The 20,901-nt window shown below is 46.3% G+C and carries 10 protein-coding genes; 9 read left to right on the top strand and 1 reads right to left on the bottom strand.

Annotated features, from left to right (window positions below):
* Positions 1-146 precede the first annotated feature (146 nt).
* Positions 147-2,441: a beta-L-arabinofuranosidase domain-containing protein gene (locus tag AC0YN0_RS03030; protein WP_475819932.1), complete on the top strand. Its 2,295-nt coding sequence runs from the start codon at positions 147-149 to the stop codon at positions 2,439-2,441.
* Between the two features lie 568 nt (positions 2,442-3,009).
* Positions 3,010-3,711 carry an RNA polymerase sporulation sigma factor SigK gene (sigK, locus tag AC0YN0_RS03035; protein ID WP_337102614.1) on the top strand — a complete coding sequence of 234 codons (702 nt, stop codon included), beginning with the start codon at positions 3,010-3,012 and terminating at the stop codon, positions 3,709-3,711.
* Between the two features lie 60 nt (positions 3,712-3,771).
* Here sigK and AC0YN0_RS03040 read toward each other — a convergent pair whose 3' ends face one another.
* Positions 3,772-3,978 (bottom strand): hypothetical protein, encoded by a 207-nt coding sequence (locus AC0YN0_RS03040; RefSeq protein ID WP_475819933.1) that lies wholly within the window; start codon positions 3,976-3,978, stop codon positions 3,772-3,774.
* Between the two features lie 686 nt (positions 3,979-4,664).
* Here AC0YN0_RS03040 and AC0YN0_RS03045 point away from each other — a divergent pair.
* From AC0YN0_RS03045 to AC0YN0_RS03075, 7 genes are all read left to right on the top strand, one after another.
* Positions 4,665-10,721 (top strand): discoidin domain-containing protein, encoded by a 6,057-nt coding sequence (locus AC0YN0_RS03045; RefSeq protein ID WP_475819934.1) that lies wholly within the window; start codon positions 4,665-4,667, stop codon positions 10,719-10,721.
* Positions 10,722-10,786: 65 nt separating this feature from the next.
* Positions 10,787-11,779: an S-layer homology domain-containing protein gene (locus tag AC0YN0_RS03050; protein ID WP_475819935.1), complete on the top strand. Its 993-nt coding sequence runs from the start codon at positions 10,787-10,789 to the stop codon at positions 11,777-11,779.
* 138 nt (positions 11,780-11,917) lie between these two features.
* On the top strand, positions 11,918-15,001 hold the full coding sequence (locus AC0YN0_RS03055) for a heparinase II/III domain-containing protein (RefSeq protein ID WP_475819936.1): 3,084 nt from the start codon (positions 11,918-11,920) through the stop codon (positions 14,999-15,001).
* 29 nt (positions 15,002-15,030) lie between these two features.
* A complete protein-coding gene (locus tag AC0YN0_RS03060) occupies positions 15,031-17,142 on the top strand; it encodes a glycoside hydrolase family 52 protein (RefSeq protein WP_475819937.1) in 2,112 nt (703 codons plus the stop codon).
* A gap of 191 nt (positions 17,143-17,333) precedes the next feature.
* Positions 17,334-18,290, top strand: coding sequence for an ABC transporter permease (locus AC0YN0_RS03065; protein WP_475819938.1), 957 nt, complete (start codon positions 17,334-17,336; stop codon positions 18,288-18,290).
* Between the two features lie 10 nt (positions 18,291-18,300).
* Entirely contained in the window at positions 18,301-19,164 is an 864-nt protein-coding gene (locus AC0YN0_RS03070; RefSeq protein ID WP_475819939.1) for a carbohydrate ABC transporter permease, read from the top strand.
* 66 nt (positions 19,165-19,230) lie between these two features.
* Complete coding sequence (locus AC0YN0_RS03075) at positions 19,231-20,832, top strand: extracellular solute-binding protein (RefSeq protein ID WP_475819940.1); 1,602 nt, start codon at positions 19,231-19,233, stop codon at positions 20,830-20,832.
* The last annotated feature ends 69 nt before the right edge of the window (positions 20,833-20,901 follow it).

Below are 20,901 nucleotides of genomic sequence, written 5' to 3' on the forward strand. Positions count from 1 at the left end.
TTTTAGTAGAGCTGCAACGAGAATAAAAATCTGACTTTTTTACACGAATTCGAACGTTTCGCCACTTATGCTAACCTCCGTATAACGCTAATCTGTAAATAGATTTGATAGCGCTCTATTAACGGTAGAAGAAAGGTGGAAGCAAGATGACGATACAAGAAGCGACGCTGAAACGAGGCGATTTGCTCGATTTCGGAATGGATAAGGTGGTGCTGACGGGACCCTATCACGTCAATGCTTTTGCGAAAGAGCTTGAATATTTGCAGAGCTACAACATCGACCGTCTGCTTGCCGGTTTTCGGACCAATCGGGGACTTGAGCCAAAAGCCGAGATTTATCCGGGCTGGGAAAATACAGAGATTCGAGGGCATACGCTTGGCCATTACTTAACGGCGTTATCGCAGGCTTACACAAATACGAAAGATCCGGTGTTGCTGGAGAAGCTTGATTACTTGGCGTCCGAGTTGGCGCAGTGCCAATTCGAGAGCGGGTACTTGTCGGCGTTTCCCGAGACGCTGATCGACAATGTAGAGAATAAGCAGCCGGCGTGGGTGCCTTGGTATACGATGCATAAGATCATCGCAGGCTTGATCTCCGTCTATCATGCTGCCGGATCGAAGGTTGCTTTGGATACCGTCGTACGCTTAGGCGATTGGGTGGCTTCGCGTACGTCGCGTTGGTCGGATGAATTGCAAGCGATCGTACTTGCGGTAGAATACGGCGGAATGAACGATTGTCTATATGAGCTGTACAAAATTACGGGCGACGCGAAGCATCTGGACGCGGCGCATAAGTTCGACGAACTGCCGTTGTTCGAAGCGACCGCGCAGGGTAACGATATTCTTAGAGGCAAGCACGCCAACACGACGATTCCGAAGTTTCTAGGCGCGCTGAACCGTTACTTGGCGGTTGGCGAGAGCGAGAGCTTCTATCTCGAGGCGGCGAAAAAGTTCTGGGATATCGTCGTATACAACCATAGCTATATGACCGGCGGAAACAGCGAGTCCGAGCACTTCGGAGAACCGAACACGCTGAACAGCAGACGTTCCGATATTACTTGCGAGACATGCAACAGCTACAATATGCTGAAGCTGACCCGCGAGCTGTTCAAGCTGACCAAAGACCGGAAGTATGCGGACTTCTACGAAACGAACTATGTGAATGCGATCCTCTCCTCGCAAAATCCGGAAACCGGCATGACGATGTATTTCCAGCCGATGGCGACGGGTTATTTTAAAATATACAGCTCGCCGTTCAACCATTTCTGGTGCTGTACCGGCACGGGGATGGAGAGCTTCACGAAGCTGAACGACAGCCTCTACTTCCATAAAGGCAACGAGCTGTTCGTCAATCAATATGTAAGTTCGACGCTGCAGTGGAGCGAGCAAGGCGTACAAATTACGCAAAATTCGAGCATTCCGGAGAGCGATCAAACGACGTTTGCGGTGGCAATCGAAGACGGACAAGTGAAGCCGCTCAAGCTGAGCTTCCGCGTTCCTTATTGGGTGAGAGGCGAAGTCGCCGTTAAGCTGAATGGAGTTGCGATTGCGGCTGAAGCCGTGGATGGCTTTATCGCTGTAGACCGGGCGTGGAGTGACGGCGATGAGCTTGCGCTGACGCTTCCGATGAAGATAATCGTCTCGCGCTTGCCGGATAACCGGAATGTCGTCGGTTTTGGGTATGGTCCGGTCGTCCTAAGCGCAGCGCTTGGAACGGAGGATATGACGCAAGCTTCGACAGGCATTATGGTTCGCGTTCCTACTCGCCGAATGCTTGTCAAAGACTTTATTATCCCGACCGGCATGACAGCCGAGGAGTGGATTGAAGGAGCCGAGCAGCATGTCGTCCAAGAGGGCGATTCCTTGAGCTTCAGGCTTCGGAATACCGATGAGGACGAGCGGTTGTTGTTCACCCCTCATTACAAGCAGCATCATGAACGTTACGGCATCTACTGGAACATCGTCGAGGAAGGCTCGGATGAGCTGAATGAGCATTTGGAGAAGGGCAGATGGGAGCAGCTCGTGAAGGATGCTACAATTGATAGCGTTCAAGTCGGCAACGATCAATATGAACTGCAGCATGGGATCAAAGGCGAAGAGACGTTCAGCGGCGCATGGGATGGTCAGAACGGCAGGCTGGCGCATGGCGGCGGTTGGTTCAGCTATAAGCTGAACGTTGATCCGGCCGGCGACAATGTACTGCAAGTGATGTACTTCGCGATGAACCGCGATCGCGTCATGAACATCTACGTGGACGATCAATTGTTCGTCAGCGAGAGATCCGGACCGGAATGGTGGCGTCGCGTATTCGAAACGAAGCATTATCCGATTCCGGCCGAGCTGATCGGCGGCAAGAGCCAAGCGGAGTTCAAGTTCGTGCCGGATGAGCAGGTTAACGGTATTTACGGCATGTTGCGTACGATGAAGCCAATTGTAGAATAGATAGGTATACGAGAAGACCGCATGGGGCTTGAGCGCCATGCGGTCTTTTTTACACGTGGTTGTACATCCCCGAGGTGCACCGGTTGGAGATTTGTTTTTATCATTCTTGTCTTTCACTGCCGAAGATTAGTTTAGAGCTACTGCTGCTGCGGAAATCAGACTGGTGAGTGGATTTCATACAGGCTAATGAGCCAGATGAGATCGAAAAAGAAGTTTGAATGGATTTCATACAGGCAAATGATAGGATATTGTTGGAAATGAGCATATTGGGCAAATTAGGCTGTATGTTTTCCAATTAAAAGTACTTGTACGGTCTGCAGGTGGCCTTTTGATTGGACGATTTCCACTCAAAAGGGATAACATGACTAATTCCATATTCTCCGCTTGTTCGGGCAAGACTTGAAAGTCAAACTCTGCATTGCTGCTTGCGACAGCTCGAATCATGAAATAAAAAATCGAATGAAGTACATGCACGCATAGGCCCCAGCCCACATACAATGTACAACTGACGTTCTTGCTAGGGGAGGCAGCAGCCTCGACCTTGCCAATACAGCATGGGGGTGTACGTATTATGGGTTTGTTCGCTGCTATTGCGTTGTTCATTAAGCAGTTGTCGCTGCTTGTGTCTTATGTGAAAAATAACGCTTTTCCTCAACCGCTTCAGGAGGAAGAAGAAACAAAGCATTTGCAACTGATGGCTGAAGGAAATGCAAGGTCGCGTAACTTGCTTATCGAGCACAACCTGCGACTCGTAGCCCACATAGTAAAAAAATTCGATAACACCGGGGAGGATCTAGAGGACTTAATTAGTATTGGGACAATTGGCCTCATTAAAGCGATTGAGAGCTTCCAGACCGGCAAAGGCACGAAGCTGGCGACGTTCGCGGCTCGTTGTATCGAGAACGAAATACTTATGCACTTAAGGTCACTTAAGAAGACACGCAAGGACGTATCTCTCCACGATCCGATCGGTACGGACAAGGAAGGCAATGAAATTACGCTCATCGACATCCTCGGCACGGAAGCCGACGATGTGGCGGATAAAGTGCAACTGAAGATCGAGAAGTCGAAAATATACAAAAATCTCGATATATTGGATGATCGAGAGAAAGAAGTCGTCATCGGCCGCTTCGGCCTTATCCACGGCGGCGACGAGCGGACACAGCGGGAGATCGCGAAGGAGCTTGGCATCTCGCGCAGCTATGTGTCGCGTATTGAGAAGAGGGCTCTGATGAAGCTGTATCATGAGTTTTATAAGGCGAAGAAGTGATCGTGTGACGCCACCCTGCTGAGGTGGCGTATTTTCTTATGGCAATTGTAATATTAACTGTTACTCCTCTTCAATGAGGCTTCTTCGTGAGACGCTCTCCACCAGCATAATCGGAATTTGGAAGGATAATAGGTCGGTCGTTAATTTGATCTCCACTGGTTCGCCTGGGAAGATTATTCCCTGATCGGAGATTTCGGTAACATTGACGATAATAGCTACCACAAGAACGTATATGTCGGCTATCGCTATATTGATAACGTTGTCCAAACACCGCATTTCCCTTTCGGCTGCGGCCTGAAAATTCTACAGGGCAGCACTATGCTGGTGGTTTCCTCAAGTGACTGCCTTGATAGCTTGCGGTGCTACGATACTGTCAGTTTCCCTCAACATTAGAATGCGATATGTATGTTTGGATCCATTTATTTCATAGATGAACAAGACAATTTCAGTCCATTAGACAATCCAGTTCGCTGGTCTGTAACTCATCTGAATCAAGGTAATGGGCCTGCTATCGTCAATGAACAGGCGCTGTTCAATCTTCGCTGCATTCAAGCTATCTACCAACCCGCTCAGTCAGGAGTCTTACATGTGTTTTAAGTGTTACAAGTCGTAGGCAGAACAGAGGTAGTCTAGATAAGCGGATTGATTCAGTGGAGGCCATTGACATGGAAAGGCATCAAAATTCCTGATGCCTTTTTTGGTGCGGATTTTCCGATTAACAGCATATGTGAGCACAGAACAACCTTATGCAATAATAAAGTCGTAATTGCCTATTCATTCAATAGGAATTTCGGTTTTTATGACAAAGACGCTGCTATACAATGCATAAGAAAGACGATTCAAGTGAGAAGGGAGGCAGACAACGAGGAGAAGAAGCAATAACATTGTTTTATTAAAGCGCTTACATCGTAGGGCGGTTTCTAGAAAATTACGATTTATTAGGAGGTTATGAGATGTTAAAACGCAAGATCAAGTGGTCTAGCCTGATTGCTGTGACACTAGTTACAAGCTTGATGGCTTCCTTATTTCAAATGCCTGTTAGGGCGTCAGCCGACTCCGCATCCATAGAGCAAACCAGCAGTTCGGCAATTGTCTCGCAGCCAGTCATTCAGGAAACAGTTAGTGAAGCGGGCTTTGTACATCCTTCAATAGGTTTCAGCACAGATACTTTGCAATTAATGCAGCAAAAGATAGCGATAGGCGCTGAGCCTTGGGCCAGTGCTTTTGAGTCGTTCCGCAACAGCTCGAGCGGCTCGCTTGACTACGATATCCGGAATCAAAGTAAAATCGATCCATCTAAACCGGCTTATACGAAGATTGATAACGATGCGAAAGCCAAAGAGGCGAAAGTCGATGCTGAGGCTGCCTTCACCGATGCAGTCATTTGGACAGCGACAGGGGATATACGCTACCGCGAAAAAGCGATGCAAATCATTCGATTATGGTCCCAAATTGATCCGACTAATCCTAAGGGCTTTACTGATTCGCATATTAGTATCGGAGATGCCTTGTCAAATATGATAAGAGCAGCAGAACTGCTGCGGTATACTGTCTGTGAGGGTGAATGGGGATGGACGGAGCAGGACACCGCCAACTTCAATCATAACTTCTTAATGGCTTTTTATGACGGTAATTTCTATCATAACAACGGCAGATGGATGAATCAGCATGGCATCATCACTCTTGCATATACGATGGCAGCGATATTTTCGGATAATAATGCCTGGTATCAAGAATCGGTTGAATGGGCTACGACGAATAAAACTGCAACATATAAAGGACAATCGGGAGATATTTATCATCAAATCAGATATGTAACGCAAAATGAAAGAACAGGTGAGCCAGTTGAGCCTCACGTTCAGTTGGTAGAAATGTTCCGCGATATGGGACATGCGTCAGGCAACACTTCTACGCTGTCCATGATTGCTTATATGGCAGAATTACAGGGCACAAAGGTTAATCCTGATCCGGCATCGCCGACATTCGGTGAAATAACCGACGCCTCTAACGGAGTAGGTATATTTGAATTTCTGGATGACCGTATTCTTGCAGGGGCAAACGTATTGGCCCAATATAATCTGGGCTACGACATTCTCTACACGCCGGTTAATATCAGCAATGCCGTAATCGGTGACCCTGCTGGCAACTACGCGGTTACAGTAAGTGATAATGGAAGAGGCTTGGGTTACGCGTCAGAGCTGACTTATGGCTACTATACTCACCACGTCGATCATCCCTTAGATCCAAGCGATGAACGAATCAAATATCTTCATCAAGCCATGGAGAAATTAGGCGGGCTGGGAGCTTTTCCTTCCTATATCCTGCTGCAAGGCACAGAGGATTTGTCTACCGGTACCGTGATTGGACCTCCAATGCCGCTTAGCCAGCCTACTTATTCCGAGGTCAAAGCATCCTATAATCGAATGCAAGCGTTTGATTTCATCGGAAGAAGCCCAACGACAAGTACCAACATTTTTCAAGATCAGGATGGTATGCGATCGGTCTTATATGACGTTCGTTACGAGAATCAATACACTTGGTATGATCTTAATTTGACCGACAGTTACAACAACATAACGATTCGCGCTGCAAGCAACTCCAGCGCTGGCACGAAAGTCGATGTTATTCTTCTGGACAATGTAGCTGGCATTGACCGTACCAACGTGACGGCTGACGATCTGGCGAAGGGAGAAGTTTTAACCACCCTGCAAGTGCCGAACACGGGATGGTGGACGACGTATGCGACTGTTTCCGGGAAGCTGAACAGGCCGCTATCGGGCAATCATATGATTGCCTTCAAATACTATGGGAGTACGAACTGGCTTTCCTATCAGATCGCGTTCGACTGGTTTGCATTTTCGGATTATTACGCCGGTGATGAAAATATGGCTTTGAACGGCGTACTCACCGAACCGGCAACGGCAAATGAGATCGGTGTTGAATTAGAGGACGGAGGTTCCGTATCCTTTAACAAGATGAATTTTGACAGCGGTAACAATCATGCAGAATTTACGGCAATTACCTCGGATTCAAATGGAAAAATATTGCTTTATAGCGATGAACAGCTGGTTACCACCTATAATTTAATCAATACCAACGGTTCTCTTGTAAAATTCACATCGGAAATACCCATTGCGGACATCGCTAAGATCGCAGGCATTCATGATATCAAGTTGAAATATGAAGGTTCTTCGCCAATGATATTGAAAACGTACCGCAACCTGGAACGAAACCGCTTGGTTACGGAAGAAACGGCGACGACAAGCAAAGCGATGCAAATCGAAGATCAGACTATCTCTATCGAGGGTGAATTTAATGTTGGTACTGAAGCGCAAAGAGCGTATGTAGAAGCCGCTGACGGCAGCATCATATATTTGAGTAAAGGCGCATTGCAGGTTGATCGGACGAAGGACAGCATCGTGTCGTTTACGGTGAAGTCTAACGGCAAAGCCGACCTTCATCTGCAAAGAGATCGATCAACGACCCCGTTCGCTTCAATTTCGATTCCAGATACGAAGGGTGAGTGGATAAAAGTAAGCACGAACATCTCAAATAAATACGTGAATCCGGATCATTATCCAACAAATTTAAAAAGCGTATTTCTTTCCATAAGCGCAGATGATCAAGAAACGAAGCTGCGATTAGACAACTATGCTCTTGATCCTGCCGAAGCCCCGCCTGTGATCAAGCTGATATCCGAACAAGGACTGGAGCTTCAAACCGTAGACGCCTATGAGAATGGAGAGGATTTTACGCTCCTAGCTTCCGTTGAAGATCCGGATTCCATCAGCGTAACTTTAACAAGCGACAATCCAAGTTTTATGGAGTCTGACTTTACTGCGGAGAACAGCGGGACGCTTACGATGAAGACTGAAGGATTGGCTGCCGGCGAATATGATTTTCATATCTTCGCTTTAGATGATACGGACAACTATGTAGACAAACCATACAAGCTTCGGATCTATCCGGAAGAAGAGTTCCATGCTCCGGATAATCTTGCGGCTTCATTGTCGGGCCCGGACAGTATTGATATTCAGTGGACAATCGTCAATGGGGCAAGTTACTATGCCATTTATCGCAAAGAGGGTGTTAACGGCACATATACAAAAGTAAATGAAACAACGTCAACGAGGTTGACGGATTCGAACCTGCCTATAGGAACCTATTATTATAAGGTGTCAGCTGGAAGTAATGCTGGCGAATCACCTCTGAGTGGAGAGGCTTCCGTAACGACGCTAGCTTCTGTTTCGGTAAAAGCTTCCATGGTCAAAGCCAATACCAATCTTTGGCCGGGAACGGGGACGCCTGAGGGAAATGGATGGTTGGCATTTGACGGAAATACGGCAACATCACCGGATGCGATTACCAATCCGGCCTGGATACTCATTGATTTCGGTGCGGGACATGCAAAGACGATCCGCGGATTGAAATTTTATCCTAGAAGCACGAATGTCAGCCGCATGAACGGAGCGGTTATACAAGGCTCGGATGACGGCGCGACATTCGTCGATTTATATACGATTAACGGTATCACTGAAACCAAGTGGCAGTTTGTCAGCTTTGAAAACAATCATGCCTATCGGTATATGCGATACTACACACCGAATGGAAACGCCAATGTAGCGGAGTTGCAATTTTACAAAGATGCAATGGAAAATAGTGCACCCATTATAGCAGACCTTTCTCCTCTAACTATTCATTCCGGAGAGACCGTTGCACAAACCATTTCAGCTCATGATGAGGATGGCGACGCGATTTCATTGGAGGCAGCCGATCTTCCAGACGGTGCGCAATGGCATGCTTCTACAGGTGAATTCAGCTGGACGCCAGAAACGGCAGGGACATATACACTGCACTTCAAAGCAACCGATGCTAGAGGTGCAGAATCTACAAAATCCTGGTTGATTACTGTGATCGAGGGAACGCTTCCTGCTCCCGACAATCTTACTGCGTCATTGTCAGCACCAAACAGTGTCGACCTTCAGTGGACGGCAGTCCAGGGTGCAAGCTATTATGCGATTTATCGCAAAGCGGGTACAACTGGCGCCTTCACTAAAGTAAGCGAAACAACGGCAACCAAGTGGACGGATTCGAATTTGCAACCCGAAACTTATTTCTACAGGGTGTCAGCTGGAGGTTATGCCGGCGAGTCATTTCAGAGCGAAGCCGCTGCCGTAGAAACACTTGCGCTTCTAACCATCGATGCCACCATGGTCAAAGCCAATACCAATCTTTGGCCGGGAACGGGGACGCCGGAGGAGAATGGCTGGCTGGCATTTGACGGCAAGACAGCTACCTCCCCTGATGCGATTACCAACCCCGCTTGGATTCTCATTGATTTGGGTGCAGGCAATGAGCAAATCGTCGGCGGAGTCATGTTTTATCCTAGAAGCGCTAACGTTAACCGAATGAATGGAGCGGTTGTTCAAGGCTCGGATGATGGAGTGACATTTGTCGATTTGTATACGATTAACGGCATTACCGCAGCCAAGTGGCATTTCGTTCCCATTAACAACAATGAAGCCTATCGTTATCTGCGATACTATACGCCGAAAGGAAATGCCAATGTAGCTGAGCTGCAATTTTATAATAAGGCGAATGAATTGCCGAATAACGCTCCCCTTATAGCAGAGCTTTCTCCTGTATCGATTCATCTCGGGGAAACAGTAACACAAACCATAACAGCTATAGATGAGGATGGAGATTTCGTTTCCTTGGAGGGGGTTAATCTTCCGGAGGGGGCAGAATGGGACGCAGCGACCGGCGTATTCAGTTGGACTCCGGAAACGCAAGGAACCTATACGCTTGAGTTCAAAGCAACCGATGCTCATGGCGCAGAGACCATTGCTTCATGGTTGATTACCGTAACCGAGTATACTCAGCCTGAAGGTAACCCTAAGGCAACATTAAGCGGCCCGGCGGAGGCTCGCGCAAGCTCTTCCGTTCAACTGAACATCGGGGTTCATGGGGTCGAGGAGGGCTTTACAACCGCTCAGATCGTTCTCCATTACGACCCAGCTACTCTGGAAATCGCAACGATGGAGAACGAGCAAGGGCAGCTGGTTCTTGAGGATGGTGCAGTGACAACCTCAGAAGAAGGCATACAAGTCATAGGTACCGGAGTGAAGCCGGAAGAGGGAGAAATATTGCTTCTTGTAGCGAATACGAACTCTGAGATTATGATCGCCGGTTCGGATAATCTCATTATCTTACACGGACTTGTAAAAGCGGCTCCGCCTGAATCAGTGAGTGTAAACGTATTAAGTGCTGAAGTATCGAAAGATGGCGCCTCCACTTTATTGGATACTTCCGAAGCATCGTTGATTATTCTAATTACGGCGGATAAAGAAGTACTGCAGGCCGCAATACAGCATGCACAGCAATTATTGGAGGATGCTGTGGTAGGCTCATCGCCAGGCCAATATCCGGCTGCGGCCAAGAGCGCATTCCAATTAGCGATTCAAAACGCTGTAAATGTTAGTGGCAACAGCTTGGCGACGCAAGACGATGTAGAAGCCGCATTGATAGATCTGAATAGGGCAGTTACAGCATTCCAAAGCAGTGTGCATGCTGTACAGCCAAATCCGGCTGATAAATCGGTCTTAAACGGACGGATTCAACTTGTGCAGGCCAAATTAAATAAAGCTGTCGCCGGGACAAAGATTGGCCAGTATCCAGCGCAGGCGATTGAGGCCCTTCAATCATCTCTGGAATTGGCGATGATTGTGAACGTCAAAGTAGGAGCATCTCAAGCTGAAGTGGATGCATCAGCAGCTTCGCTTCTAACGGCAGATGGGATTTTTGCCGCACAGCTTATTACACTTGTACAAGGTCAAACCAAAGTAACAATTAACGATCTATCGCTTATCGCCAAGTATTACGGTTTGAAATCAACAGATGCGAACTGGAGCGTCATTGAAAAAGCGGACTTGTTCGGGCAAGGTGAAATTTCCATTCGAGAGCTGGCAGCCGTTGCTCAAATGATTGTTGGAGATTGGTTAGCGGAATAAGCAACTGGTGAAGGAAGACGTTACGGCGTCTTCCTTCCCAATAAGACCAGAAGGGATGACGTGGATTGAAAACAAAGGTTTTCTTTTTTTTGCTCATTTTATTGTTACTCGTTCCTATGGCGGTTTCAGCTAAGCAGTCGGAACCCGTTTTTGAGCTTGTCCTTCTTCCAACCATCGATAACCAGATAACTGTGGCTGTCATTGGTCATGATCTTCAGGACTTATATGCATTTGAATTAAACTTAGAATACAATGCGAAATGGTTAAGGCTAGTAGAAGAAAAAAGCGAGATAGCGGGGTATTCGGTAAGTCCGATAAAAGTCGGAAATGATCTTCGAATTGCTCATACTAAAGTAGGGCAAATAGCCGGAGAGAACGGTGAGCGGGTATTAACAACGATGACCTTTTCCCAGATTGGCAGCGGGGCAAGCACGATTACATTGCATGAGATTAACCTTGTGGATTCCAAGCTTACTATGTCCGTCGTAACGCCGGAGTTGGTTCTTAATGTCCAAACAACGGGGGGATTTACTGATGTTAACGGACACTGGGCAGAAGCTGCCATTCTAACGGCGTTAGAACGGGGATTGGTTGAAGGATACAGCGATGGCACCTTCCGTCCGAAAAAAGAGGTTACAAGAGCAGAGTTTACAGCGATGATCGTACGTGCTCTGCAGCTTGCTCCTAAAAGCGGGGACCTCTATTTTGCCGATAAGGAGAAAATAGCTCCGTGGGCGATGCCCAGTGTCCAAGCAGCGGCAGATGCCAATTTAATTACCGGCTATTCAGACCAAACCTTCCGTCCGAATCTGGTTATGACGAGGGCGGAAATGGCGGTCAGTGTTAATCGGGCGTTCGGAAAAAAAAGCACAACTCTTCCATCCTCTCCATTTGATGATGCATCTGCCATCCCAGCTTGGGCGAAGTCTTCCGTTAACGAGGTTGTGAGTGCCGGCATTATGCGAGGGGTTGGTCATAATCGATTTTCACCGAATACGATCGTGACTCGCGCCGAGGCGATAACAGCCATTATGAAACTGTTAGAGCAAAAAGAATGATTCATAGAATTTCCATGGTATACAGTTGTTTTTTGCCTCCACAGCGTAAGGCGTTCATGTCATAATGTGGCTAGATCAAATCGGGTCAGGAACCAAACAGGTTCTTGACCTGCTTTTTATTAGACAAGGAGGAGCAGCATGCCGGCAGTTAACGCAATCAAGTTGAGATCGTTAGTCGATCGTTCCCTATTCCTGCTTGAGACACAAGGCCGTTATTATACGGACGGAGCGAAACTGGCTTTAACAGATATGGTGGATGCAGCTACTCAAGCTCTGAATGGAGTGGACCGGTTGCCGTTTATAAGAAATCGCGAGTTTCTTCTCGCAAGAGAAGATGAATCTATATTATTTGCAACAAAACGATATACGATGGCACCGCCCTATAACCAATCTAATCATGTCCATCGCGATTATGGTCTGGAAGAAGCATTAGCCTGGTTTGAGCAGCAGGATGTACGGAACGAAGCGACATACACGCTTCAAGAAAAAGCCGAATTCGTGACGGCTAAAGCTGTGGAATTACTAGTTTGTTCTAATACCGGTCATGAAGTAGGCCAGCATGACGCAGATTGTAAGGAAAGACTTACGCAATCGTTAAAGAAGCTGCAGGATGGCAAGCTGATCGCGGATATAACCAGCTCGAATACAAGCTTAGCCTTGGCCATCGTAGACGTCTATAACACATTGAGAGACTATCGGCATTCACGCATTTTGCGGACAGATGTCGATTCCTCTTCCAGCATATATGTCAAAAAAAGCGATCTGCAGCGCATTAAGGAGAGAGCCGGGCAGGACGTTCTAATCAAACAGGAAGCGATGCGAATTCAAGAAATCGCCGATAGGTACAGTTTGGATTACATAACCCAAGCCTATCAGTCCTTTGTAATCGAACCCGTGAATTACGACGCTATTAATTCGAAATTTTATGCATGGAGCTTTACAGATAAAATAGCAAATTTCAAAGCACCGAATAATGCGGTAAAAGCGACGATCTCTTTCGTGCTCCCATCAGAAGATAATGAATCGGAGGGACTCGGGCATGTTTGGATAGATAATGTTCATATTTTATCGGCAAGCGGGAAAGGTCTCGAAATCGTAAACAGCGGGTTCGAGGAAGGCAAAGCTGGCCCCTCTTATTGGGAGCCTCAAGCGAGAAAAGGCAATCCGCAATTTAAGTGGGAAGAAACGTACCCATACTGCGGCGGCGGAGACAGGCAATTGTTCAAACAACAGGACAATACCGTTAACAAATCGGTGTATCTCTGTAATCCGACGGGCAACGATGAAGGCGCTTGGAACTATAACCGGGATTTTGCCATTGAAGGCGGTTCATCGTATACCCTTACGTTTGCGGCGAAGCTGGACGGAAAACTCAAAAAAGGGTTACAAGCTGTCGTTACTTATAAAGATACTGACGGGATGTTCATTGATCGCTTCGAGTATACGTTCAACAGGAAATCTTCTCTTCCGAATTTTTGCTTTCTATTGACGATGCAATGCGATGCGATTCAGTATGCTTTTACAGATGATTTGACCTATGCCAAGAAAGCGAAGTATGAAATCTTATATACGCTGAATGATTTTTGTCAAGGCGCGGAGCACTGGATGGTGACCAATTTGCGTCCGGAAGGCAGCGATTCTTACGGGGCTGTGCAGGGCGGACGAATGTTGTGCAGTATAGCGGTTACCTACTCCCTCATTAAGGATGCTGGCGTATTTTCTAACAAAGAAAAGCAGCAGTTTTATGCCCTCATTTCGTATTTGTTAAGGTACATGCTCGATCTTAGAGACCGGACCGAATTATCCCCTTATGACGCTCAGAATGGCTGCACCAATTGGCAGACGGATATGTGTGCAGGAACCGCTTATATGATGCTCGTATTAGAGGATTTTCCGAATCGCAAAGCATGGCTCTACAACGCTCATATGGTGTTGATTTCACAGTTGAGGCTCAATATTAATCCGGATCATTCTTGGCCCGAATCCATTCGTTATCATACAGCTGCTCTTGAGCGTTTCTCCGGCTACGCCAAGGTGGTTAAACATGTTATGGGTGAAAATCTATTTGAGACTACGCCATTAAAGGGAATGTTTGAGTTTATGCTGCAGACGCAAACCCCGCCGTACCGGTATTTCAATCATCGAATTGGGACACCTCCATTTGGGGATCATGCCCTGCGAGACGGCTCGGAGTTTGCTTGCTTTGCGAATCATATGAATGAAATCGAAGTAATCGATAAAGGGCTGGCTGATCGGATGTATCATACGTGGAGGCTGGCTGGCCAACCCATGAAGGGCCTGTGGGGCGAGGCTGTCGTTTTTGAAAATCTGCTTGCTGTCGGAATCGAGTACAAGCCAGATGGGCTGCTTCAATTAGAATCCAGCGCAGCATTCAAACATGCGGGCATTTATATTTTTAGAAACGAAAGGCAAGAGGGGCAAAATTATTTTGCGATTATGTCGAGCCCAGATCCTATTGGGCACGGACATCTTGACCAAGGATCATTTATTTTGTACAAAAACTCGGTTCCGCTTGTTATGGATTCTGGGATTGAAGGTTATTTTGACAGCAGTACGAATTGGCATATAAGTTCCTATTCCCATGCTTGTCTGCAGTTTCAGACGACACAGACTACTAGTGTGAACAATACTTATGAAATGATTAATCTATCTGCTGGTACGTACAGCCTCGAACGGGGCTGGGTGGATGTTCCGAAAACCAGCAGTGTATTGTCATTCAGGCATGAAGAAGATAAAGAATCGATCGCCATCGAGATCATGAATCCGGAAGGAAAGGGAAAGCACATTCGACAAGTAACCTACTTCAAGACTGCTGACTTCTATTTGATTCGAGATTCCATTAAGGAATTTGAAGGGGAAGTCTTATTTAGCCTTCCGGTGGCGGCAGATCACACTGTTATTGAAGGGCAAAGGGTTTATTCAACAGGGGTATATGATGTGGACTTGGAAGTTGTTTTTCTAAATAAAGTGAACCATATTTGGCTGGATAAGGGGCGGTCAACGCCGTTCTTTGAAAGCGGACAATCGAATGTATGTATGATGGATTATATTCGGGCAACCTCAGACGGGCAAGACGGATTCTTAACCCTGCTGTATCCAAAAACAAGAAACCAGCAGCAACTGCGGGTCTCCATGAAAAATAAGGATACGGCTATCGTTAGCCTCGAAAATGAACAAATTGAAATCTGCTTAACACAATAAAGGAAATTCAAAGGAGAATCAGGAACGTAATGAACAATCTGTTATTTAATGCCCATCATTCCCCTATAGGCGCATTTGCAAGCTTTACCTTAGGGTTTCCAGGAGCCAAAGGGGGATTAGGTCTGGAGCTTGGCAAGCCTGCTGATCAGAATATGTATATTGGATTGCAGTCTGAAGACGGGAGCTATTATCAAGCTTTGCCGTTCTTTGACAAAGGCGAGGATGAAAGCAGCCGATACGATGTAGAGAAGCAAAATACGGAGGAAGAAAACAAGCTTATCCTTCCTTTTGGCAAGGATGAGATCTCGCGGGATTTCCGATTGGGCACGGATGAATTTGCAGCCGGAGATTTGACATTTCGTATGTATTCGCTTGTAGCGGAGGTGCCTGATCCTAGAAAATGCCTTGAAGAAGAACTAAAGCGGGTGATTACCCCTTCCGTATGGGTTGAGCTAACGGTTGATAATACGAATGGACAACGGACAAGAAGAGCTTTCTTTGGTATGGAGGGCAATGATCCTTATTATTCTATGAGAATGATGGAGGATACTTGTGAACCAGGGATTACAGGTATTGGACAAGGCAGAAGTACGGCTATTGTCTCCCGAGATCCGAATGTTGTATCTGCTTTGGGATTCACGATGGAGAAGATTCTGTTAAATGGCAATGATTTTAATCGTCATTTTGGATTAGGACGCGTAGGAGCGCTGTTGATGCAAGTTCCCGCAGGGCAAAAGCAGACCTTTCAATTCTCCGTTTGTTTCTATCGCGGCGGAGTGGTTACAGCCGGGCTTGACGCAGCTTATTATTATACCCGTTACTTTCGATCGATTGAGGATGTAGCGGCATACTCCTTGCATCACTTTGATGACATGGCCTCATTGTGTGTCCAATCCAACAGCATCGTTGATCAATCTCGGCTGTCAAAAGATCAGAAATTCATGTTAACGCATGCGATCCGCAGTTATTATGGAAGCACGGAGTTTTTGGAGCATGACGGAGAGCCTCTCTGGGTTGTGAATGAGGGTGAATACCGGATGATGAATACGTTCGATCTGACGGTGGACCAGTTGTTTTACGAGCTGAGGATGAACGCATGGACGGTTCGCAATGAACTTGATTGGTTTACTAAGCGCTATAGCTATACGGATCATGTATTTGATCCAGACAGTGAAACCCTCTATCCGGGGGGCATCAGTTTTACGCATGATATGGGAGTGGCCAATGTATTCTCTCGACCAAAGTATTCATCCTATGAGCAAGCGGGACTACATGGCTGTTTCTCTCATATGACCCACGAGCAGCTTGTGAACTGGGTTCTCTGCGCGGCTGCTTATGTCGAGAGCACAAAGGACTTGGCATGGATGCTGGAAAATAAAGAAATATTCGTGCAATGCATGGCCAGTATGTTGAATAGGGATCATCCGGAGCCGCTTAAGCGTAACGGTATAATGGGGTTAGACAGCTCAAGGACGGAAGGGGGCGCTGAAATCACGACCTATGACAGCTTGGATGAATCACTTGGACAAGCGAGAAATAATCTCTATCTGGCGGGAAAATGCTGGGCGGCTTATGTGGTTCTGGAGAACATCTTCAAGAAACTGGAACAACCCGAACAGGCCATGGAAGCGGGAATTCAAGCGGAAAGAGCAGCTTCCACCATCGTTTCGAATCAAACCGCCGAAGGGTATATTCCGGCAGTCATGCAAGAAAACAATCATTCCAAAATCATTCCGGCAATCGAAGGACTTGTTTTCCCTTATGTTTCGGGCTGCCAAGAAGCGCTGGATCCAGAAGGCCGTTTTGGTTCCTATATTCGCGCACTTAAGCAGCATCTGGAGGCTGTACTTCAACCGGAGGTTTGTTTGTTCCCTGACGGCGGCTGGAAGCTATCCTCTACCAGTAACAATTCATGGTTAAGTAAAGTGTATTTGTGCCAATTCGTTGCACGTCAAATATTGGGCTTGGAATGGGATGAAAGGGAGCGGGCTTCTGACCGTGCGCATGCGGAATGGCTGACTCATCCTGAGCATTCGTATTGGAGCTGGAGCGATCAGATTATTTCCGGGGTTATCCACGGCAGCAAGTATTACCCGCGTGGCGTGACGGCCACCCTATGGTTGCTCGAAGCGCAAGACTAAGCAGATGAATACATAGAGAAGATCGGATATGGGCTGCCGGTCTTCTTTTATTTCATGCTTTATGGGTCCGAGGAATACAGTTGTTTCTTGGTCTATTGGAGTAGGAATTTGCCTCTTCAAGTTGCTGAGTCGTTGCTAGAATAAGGACATAGCGAAAGAAAAACACAAACAAGAGGAGGACTTATGCAGACGTGACAGCAAATACGAGTGTAGAGATTACAAAACAAGCACGCAGCGGAATATTAACGGGTGCTTGGTCCTTATTGAAGAGGGACTGGTTTCTTTATCTCCTGCTGACTCCTTTCATCCTTTGGTATGCCATCTTCATCTTTAAACCTATGTACGGCATCCAGATTGCATTTAAGGATTACAGCGTTTTTAAAGGAATCGAACAAAGTCCTTGGGTGGGATTGGATCATTTTCAACAGTTCTTGCAGAGCGAGTATTTTTGGCGGGTATTAAAAAACACGCTAATTATTAGTTTCTATTCGTTAATCTTTGTGTTTCCTGCGCCGATCGTCTTCGCGCTGCTTCTGAATGAAGTGAAACATGCATTCTTCAAAAAAACCGTTCAAACGCTGACCTACATGCCTCACTTTATTTCGGTCGTTATAATTGCCGGAATAGTGACCAACTTTTTATCTCCAAGCTCAGGTCTGGTCAATTTGCTCATTGAAAAGTTGGGGATGGAGAAAATTTACTTCTTAGCCATACCGGAATACTTCAGGACCATTCTAAACTCAATGACGATTTGGCAAGGTACGGGTTTTGCTGCCATCATCTATATTGCGGCATTGGCAGGAGTGAATACGGAGCTTTACGAGGCAGCTGTCATAGACGGAGCTTCGAAATGGAAACAAGTTGTTCATGTTACGATACCCGGTATTTTGCCGACGATAATGATTATGCTGATCTTGCAGATTGGAAGTCTGCTGGATGTAGGCTACGAAGCTATCATTCTCTTATACCAGCCGGTGACTTATTCTACGGCCGACGTAATCTCGACCTATGTTTATCGAGAAGGCCTTATCAATGGACGATACGACATGGCGACCGCTGTAGGGCTGTTTAATTCGATTGTAAGCTTAATATTAATCGTATTCGCCAATAAGATAAGCAAAAAGTATACCGAATCTGGATTGTGGTAGGTGACAGAAGATGATAGAGAGCCGCGGAGAGAAAATCTTTTATGCATTCAACTATATTTTTCTTGGATTGTTCGCATTTTTGACCTTATATCCTTTTCTTTATGTTTTATCCGCATCAATGAGTTCGCCGAAAGCCGTTGTGTCGGGGGAGGTGTTCATCTATCCCAAAGAAGTCACCTTAGCAGCGTATCATGCTGTATTTGCTGAAAGCGGGCTATGGATGGGTTATGCCAACACGCTCTATTATACGGTTGCGGGAACGCTGGTTAGTATGATTTTAACGATCTGCGGAGCCTATGCGCTTTCGAAAAAGAGGTTAAAGGGCCGTACGTTTTTCAACTTATTAGTTTCTTTTACCCTTATTTTTGGCCCAGGCATGATCCCCATGTATTTGAACTTTAGAGACTTGCATCTATTGGATAATCGAATGGGCATTATTATTGGGTTTGCTGTCAGCACGTTTAACTTTATTATATTGCGGACGTTCTTCCAGGCGATTCCGGAAGAAATTGAAGAGGCGGCACGTATAGACGGGGCGGGAGATGTGAGGGTGTTATTTCGAATTGTCCTGCCACTCTCGAAGGCTTCATTGGCTACAATCTCCTTGTTTTACGCTGTATCAAGATGGAATGGGTATTTCTGGGCGATGGTTCTTCTTCGGGATAAGGACAAATATCCCCTTCAAGTATTGTTGAATCAGCTGGTAGTTCAAATGAAACCATCGGAGAGCATGCTGAGCGACTTCTCCTATACGACAGGTGAGACCATTATTTATGCAACGATCATCGTAGCTATTGTTCCAATCATCCTGGTGTACCCTTTCATTCAAAGACACTTTGTCAAAGGGGTTATGATTGGTTCGTTAAAGGGATGATATCTAGAATGAGGTGTCAACTAGGCGTCTCGTTTTGATATAATAAATTTATTTGGGAGGATCAACATGAACAAGAGAATGGCTGCGATCATGGCCACGGCATTGATTGGTTCAACATTATTGGGGGCTTGCGGCAACAATAGCAACAACACAGAGAATAATAAGAATAACAAAGGTACAGCAACGGCAGCACCTGAAAGTTCTTCGGCGGAATCGCCTGCGAAGGCGAGCAGTCAACCATTGGATTTAAATATTTTCTATTTCGATGGTGGAGGAACGATTGAGATGGATTCGCCTGTTCTTAAACAAGCGGCAGAGCTGACGAACATTAGCTTGAACAATGTCGCACCGGCAGGCGGAGAAGAGAAGCAGGCGTATAACCTGATGCTGGCTTCCGGAACGCTGCCAGACATTATTTCTTATTATGTCAGTGATCTGAACACGATTGGATCTGAGGGCGCATTAACGCCTCTAAACGATTATATCGATCAATTTGCGCCTAATTTCAAGAAATTCCTGGACGCTAATGAAGATGTGAAAAAAGCGATTACGGCAGCTGACGGGAAGATTTACACATTCCCTGCTGTAGCGGACGGATCAGCTACAACAGGCTGGTTCATTCGTCAAGACTGGCTGGACAAGTTGAATCTTCAAGTACCAACGACAGTTGATCAATATTATGAAGTATTGAAAGCGTTCCGTGAACAAGATCCAAACGGCAACCAGAAGAAGGATGAGGTTCCATTCATGCAACGCGATAATGTTATCGGTGTATATTCGTTGCTGCCATTATGGGATGCTTATCATACCTTCTATTTGAAAGACGGTAAGCTCGTGTTCGGCCCTTATGAGGATCAATTCGAGACTGGCATTTCGAATATTGCCAAATGGTATGCAGAAGGTCTAGTCGATAAGGAAATTTACACGCGAGAAAAGGCGCGCGAAACATTGCTGGGCAATAATACAGCAGGTTCTACGCATGACTGGTTCGCCAGCACTTCTAACTTCAATACCTCTCTGAAGGATCAAGTCGCTGGATTGGAGTTAATTCCTTTTGCCCCGCCCGCAAGCGCTTCCGGTAAAGTATTTGAAGTAGGTAAACGAGCGAAATTGTCGGGTTTCGGCTGGGGAATCTCGTCGAGCAGCAAGCATATTGAAGAAGCAGTGAAATATTTCGATTTCTGGTGGACAGAAGAAGGCCGCCGCATGTTTAACTTTGGCATTGAAGGCAAGTCCTACACGATGGTAGACGGGAAACCTATTTTCACAGAAGAGGTCTTAAGCCAACCGGCCGTTAACGGTTATCTGGCGGATGAGTATGGCTCCCAGCTTCCTAAGTTTGGCGCTTGGCAGGACTTCTCTTATGAGGAGCAATGGACGAATGAAATTGCTTTGAAAGGCATCAAAGAGTATCAGGACAATAATATTATTTCGACAGATTATACATTACCTCCTCTGAGCTTTACGGAGGATGAGCAAAAACAAATCGACAGCATTAAAGGACAAATCGATACGTACTTTGCAGAGAAAGCACAGAAGTGGGTAATGGGCGGAGAAGATGTAGCCTCTAACTTCGCGGCGTATAAGAATCAAATGAAAAAACTCGGCGTAGAACAATATATTCAAATCTACAATGATGCTTACACGCGTTATCTGAATATGAAATAGTGGATAGGATAGAGAAGCTGCTTGCAGCTTCTCTATTGTCCATTTCATCATCCGTATGGGAGTGTCTTG

This window comes from Paenibacillus sp. J22P218 (assembly GCF_056269195.1).

What these genes read in the sequence shown, in the direction of transcription:
- AC0YN0_RS03030 (WP_475819932.1), top strand. Translation starts at nt 147, where the DNA reads ATGACGATACAAGAAGCGACGCTGAAACGAGGCGATTTGCTCGATTTC.
- AC0YN0_RS03045 (WP_475819934.1), top strand. Translation starts at nt 4,665, where the DNA reads ATGTTAAAACGCAAGATCAAGTGGTCTAGCCTGATTGCTGTGACACTA.
- AC0YN0_RS03055 (WP_475819936.1), top strand. Translation starts at nt 11,918, where the DNA reads ATGCCGGCAGTTAACGCAATCAAGTTGAGATCGTTAGTCGATCGTTCC.
- AC0YN0_RS03060 (WP_475819937.1), top strand. Translation starts at nt 15,031, where the DNA reads ATGAACAATCTGTTATTTAATGCCCATCATTCCCCTATAGGCGCATTT.
- AC0YN0_RS03070 (WP_475819939.1), top strand. Translation starts at nt 18,301, where the DNA reads ATGATAGAGAGCCGCGGAGAGAAAATCTTTTATGCATTCAACTATATT.
- AC0YN0_RS03075 (WP_475819940.1), top strand. Translation starts at nt 19,231, where the DNA reads ATGAACAAGAGAATGGCTGCGATCATGGCCACGGCATTGATTGGTTCA.